Here is a 4,443-nt window from a genome sequence, read left to right on the forward strand (position 1 = left end):
GGGTTCGGGCTCGGGCTCGCGGTCCTCGCCCTCGGGCGGCCACGGCTCACCGCGCTCGGCGGCCAGCTCACGCGGTGTCTTGATCGGCGGCTTGTCCGAGGGCAGTCGCTCGCCGAACTCGTTGAACGTGGTGATGCGCGGGCGCTTCTCCACGGCCTCGAAGATGCGTTCCAGGTCGCGCCGCTGGAGGGTCTCCTTCTCCAGCACCTCCCGCACCAGGTCGTCGAGCACGTCGCGGTAGTGGTTGAGCACCTCCCACGCCTCGGTGTGCGCGGTCTCGATGAGCTTGCGCACTTCCTCGTCGATCTCGTGCGCGACCTCGAGCGAGTAGTCCGGCTGCCGTCCCGCCGAGCGCCCGACGAAGGGGTCACCCTGCTCCTGGCCGTACTTCACGGCGCCGAGCCGAGGGCTCATGCCGTACTCGGTGACCATGGCCTTGGCGATCTTGGTGGCCTGCTCGATGTCCGAGGAGGCGCCCGTGGTGGGCTCGTGGAACACGAGCTCCTCGGCCGTGCGCCCGCCCATCGCGAACACGAGCCTGCCGATCATCTCCGACCGGGTCATGAGCTGCTTGTCGTCCTCGGGCACGACCAGCGCGTGTCCCCCGGTCCGCCCACGCGGCAGGATCGTGAGCTTGTAGACCGGCTCGATGTCCGGCATCGCCCACGCGGCCAGCGCGTGCCCGCCCTCGTGGTAGGCGGTGATCTTGCGCTCGTGTTCGGAAATGATCCGGCTCTTGCGCGCGGGGCCGCCGATCACGCGGTCGACGGACTCCTCCAGGGCCGTGTCGGTGATGACCGTGCCCTGCTGCCGTGCGGTCAACAGCGCGGCCTCGTTGATCACGTTCGCCAGGTCGGCACCGGACATGCCCACGGTGCGCTTGGCCAGCGCCTCGATGTCGGCGTTCTCCGCCAGCGGCTTGCCCTTCGAGTGGACCTGGAGGATCTGCATCCGGCCCTTGAGGTCGGGGGCCGACACGGGGATCTGCCGGTCGAAGCGGCCCGGGCGCAGCAGCGCCGGGTCGAGGATGTCGGGACGGTTGGTGGCCGCGATCAGGATGATGCCGCCACGTGAGTCGAAGCCGTCCATCTCGACGAGAAGCTGGTTCAGGGTCTGCTCGCGTTCGTCGTGCCCGCCGCCCAGTCCGGCGCCGCGCTGCCTGCCGACCGCGTCGATCTCGTCGACGAAGATGATGCAGGGCGCGTTCTGCTTGGCCTGCTCGAACAGGTCTCGGACACGGGAAGCACCGACACCGACGAACATCTCCACGAAGTCGGAACCGGAGATCGTGTAGAAGGGCACTCCCGCCTCACCGGCCACGGCGCGGGCCAGCAGCGTCTTACCGGTGCCCGGCGGGCCGTACAGCAGCACGCCCTTCGGGATCTTGGCGCCGAGCGACTGGTAGCGGGCCGGGCTCTGCAGGAAGTCCTTGATCTCGTGCAGTTCCTCGACGGCCTCGTCGGCGCCCGCGACGTCGGTGAACGTCGTGGTCGGCATGTCCTTGTTGAGCTGCTTGGCCTTGGACTTACCGAAGTTGAGCACCCGGTTGCCGCCGCCCTGGGCGCTGTTCATCATCCACATGAGCAACAGCACCAGCAGGCCCAGCGGAATCATGTAGATGAGCAGCTGGGTGAAGAAGGAGTCCTCGGTGACCGTGGTGTCGAACCGGACGTCCTGCTGGTCGGTGCCCGCGTTGAGCAGCGCGTTGTAGAGCTGGTCGGACGCCCCCGCCGGGAACTTGGTGATGACCTCGGTGGCCTGCTGGCCCTCGGCCTCGACCGGGTTCTCCAGGGTCAGCTTGAGCTGCTGTTCACGGTCTTCCAGGGTGGCTTCGGTGACGTTGCCGGAGCGGATCTGCTCGACGGCCTGCGAGGTCGGGACCTCGGAGTAGCCGCGGTCGCTGTCGGCGAGCGTGCTGATGCCGAAGTACAGGAGCAGAGCCACCGCTATCCACAGCAGCGGGTTCTTGAGCAGGCGCTTGCGGTCCATTCGATCCGGCCGTAGTGGCCTCGACCCTCCCTGGCTAGGCGGCAAACTGTGACATCCGCCGTCGCGGTGCTGACACGTACACGGGCGCTACGGAACTCACCGTCCCACCAGCGTACCGCCCGGCCCCGACGAGCGGCCGAGCGATCCTGTCGTTGTCAACGGTGGGTGCGGCCACGATGTTCCCGGGCGCGCCGGAGGGGCTGCTCAAAGGGCCGCCGGGAGCGCCCGGGCACGTCCGGCCAGGGCCGGGGTGGAGCACACGACACGGACGCCGCGCGCCTCGACGGCCCGCGTCAGTGCGCGACCTCGGCGAGCAGTTCGGAGAGCCGCCCGCGCAGCGTCTTCGCGTCGGCCGGGGCCACCGTCACCCACTCCCTGCCGTCGGGGCCCTGCCGGGACAGGCTGAGGTAACGGCCCGTGGCGGTGTCGAACCACGCCAGCACCGGGGAGCGTCGCCGCACACCCACTTCGTCGCGGCTGTTCGCCGCGAGCTGCCCGCCACGCAGGCGGGGCTGGGCGATCAACTCCGCGTACGACTCGGCGGGGTCCTGCGCCCGCTCGGCGAGGCCGGTGCGCCTGCGGGACTCCCGCGCACCCGCCTCCGGCCCACTACCCGCGTGGGCCCCGAGCCGGGAGGGCCGGGTGCGCAGTGCCTCGTCGATCGGCAGGGTGCTCGCCACCTGGGTGCCGCGCGCACAGGCCGGGAGGAGGTCGACCACGGCGGAGGCGAGCCCGTCCGGGTAGATCGAGCGCAGCCACACACCGTCGGCGTCCTGCACCGCGAGCACGGCGAGGTCGCCGTCGGACGCGGCCAGCACCGACACCGGCGGAGCCTGGAACTGCGGGATGTGCAGCGCGTCGATACTCACCGAGGGCCGCGCGAGCACGCCGAGCCAAGTCTCGACCTCGGCGTTCGGGAGCCCTCGCGCGGCGAACTCGGCGTTCACCCGCTGCCGGAGGACACCGCGCTCCTGATCGGTCTCCCCGTGCGAGCGCACCGTGAACGGGTACGGCATCTCACCGGCCCCGGCCGATTCCCACAGGAAGTCGAACCCGACCGGTGTGAAGAACTCCTGCGCGGACACCGCTTTCCCCCTGGTCTTGTGTTCTCCCGCTGGTTCGCCGCACCCTACCGCGACCCCGCCGCGCGAAAGGAGGTCCTCCGCGGTTCCCGTGCCCCGTGAAGGCCAACTCGTGGACGGGAACGGGCAACTCGCGTGTGGTGAGGGGCAACTCGCGGGTCAGATGTGGGCCACCGTGGCGTCGGCGGCCGTGGTGAGCATTTCGGCGAGGCGGTGGCGCAGTGTCGGCGCGTCGGCGGGGGCGATGATGATCCAGTCCCGGCCGTCGGCGCCCCGGCTCGCTTGGGTGAGGTAGCGCCCGGTCTCGGTGTCGAACCAGCTCAGCACCGGGGACCGGCCCTTCGCCCCGGCACGTCCGCGCGCGTTCGCGCCGAGCTGACCGCCCCGTTCCCGCGACTGCGCGTGCAACCGGGCGAGTGCCTTGCGGTCGTCGTCGGCCCGTGCCGTGCTGCCGTCAAGGCCGCCCGGCCTGCGCTGCATGAAGTCCGCACCCGGCCCCGAAAGGAGCTGTTCGAGCGGCACAGTGATCGACTTCTCGCTGCCCCTCGGCGCCCCGGGCAACTGCCCGACGATGGCGCCGGGCAACCCGTCGGCCGGTGCCTGTTCGAGGTGCAGGATGCCGTGTTCCTGCACGGCCAGCACACCGTGTCCGTGCAGAGCGGCGGCCACCGCGAGCCTCGGCTGCGCGTCCGGCGCGCTGATCTGCACCGAGTCGAGGCTCAGCTCCGCGCCCGCCAGCACGCCGAACGCGTCCTCCACGTGCGGGGCGGGCCGTCCCCCGTCGTCGGCCAGCCCGCGCCGCCGCAGGTCGTCGAGGACGTCCCTGCGCAGCGCGGCCCGCTCTTCGAGAGTCCAGCCGTGCGACCGCGCCCGCAGCGGGTACGGCAGGTCACCGAGGCCGCTCGACTCCCAGAGGAAGTCGAGTTCGAGCTCGGTGAGCCGCTCCCGCACCGGTTACCGCTCCTCGTCGTCGGGGCCCCACGCGCCGAGCACCGGCGGCGCCGCCGACTCGGTCGCCCCGAAGGTCGCGTCCGGGTCGGGCTCGATGAGGAACGAGGCGTGGGTGTGTTCCTTCTCGTCGTCGCCGCCACGCGCACCGCCCATGCCCATGGGAGCGCCCGCGGCGCCGGCCGTGCCCGCGGGTGGGGGTGTCTGCGCGGCGCCGATCGTGCCACCCGAGACCATGCCGCTCTGTCCCTGGGTGGGCACCGACGCGGCACTGGGCGCCGCACCGCCGCTCTGCTGGTTCGCCGAGGCCAGGGTCTCGTCGGAGGTTTCCTCGGAGGCCGCATGGGTCTCGGCGGCCTCGGAGGCCCCGGAGCGGGAACCACTGCGCCTGCCCGAGGACAGCGCCTTGGCCCCGGCCGCACCG

At 71.5% G+C, this 4,443-nt stretch carries 3 protein-coding genes and 1 pseudogene; all 4 read right to left on the minus strand.

What is annotated here, in order from left to right; translation table 11 throughout:
- The coding region (ftsH, locus tag SACSA_RS0104125; RefSeq protein ID WP_019813763.1) for an ATP-dependent zinc metalloprotease FtsH at positions 1-1,989 on the minus strand (1,989 nt) is incomplete at its 3' end.
- A gap of 293 nt (positions 1,990-2,282) precedes the next feature.
- On the minus strand, positions 2,283-3,074 hold the full coding sequence (locus SACSA_RS0104130; protein WP_019813766.1) for an ESX secretion-associated protein EspG: 792 nt from the start codon (positions 3,072-3,074) through the stop codon (positions 2,283-2,285).
- A 156-nt stretch (positions 3,075-3,230) separates the two neighbouring features.
- Entirely contained in the window at positions 3,231-4,022 is a 792-nt protein-coding gene (locus SACSA_RS0104135) for an ESX secretion-associated protein EspG (RefSeq protein WP_019813768.1), read from the minus strand.
- 3 nt (positions 4,023-4,025) lie between these two features.
- Positions 4,026-4,443, minus strand: a pseudogene (locus SACSA_RS21420) (hypothetical protein); the annotation flags it as partial.

Source organism: Saccharomonospora saliphila YIM 90502 (assembly GCF_000383795.1).
GTDB classification, from domain to species: domain Bacteria; phylum Actinomycetota; class Actinomycetes; order Mycobacteriales; family Pseudonocardiaceae; genus Saccharomonospora; species Saccharomonospora saliphila.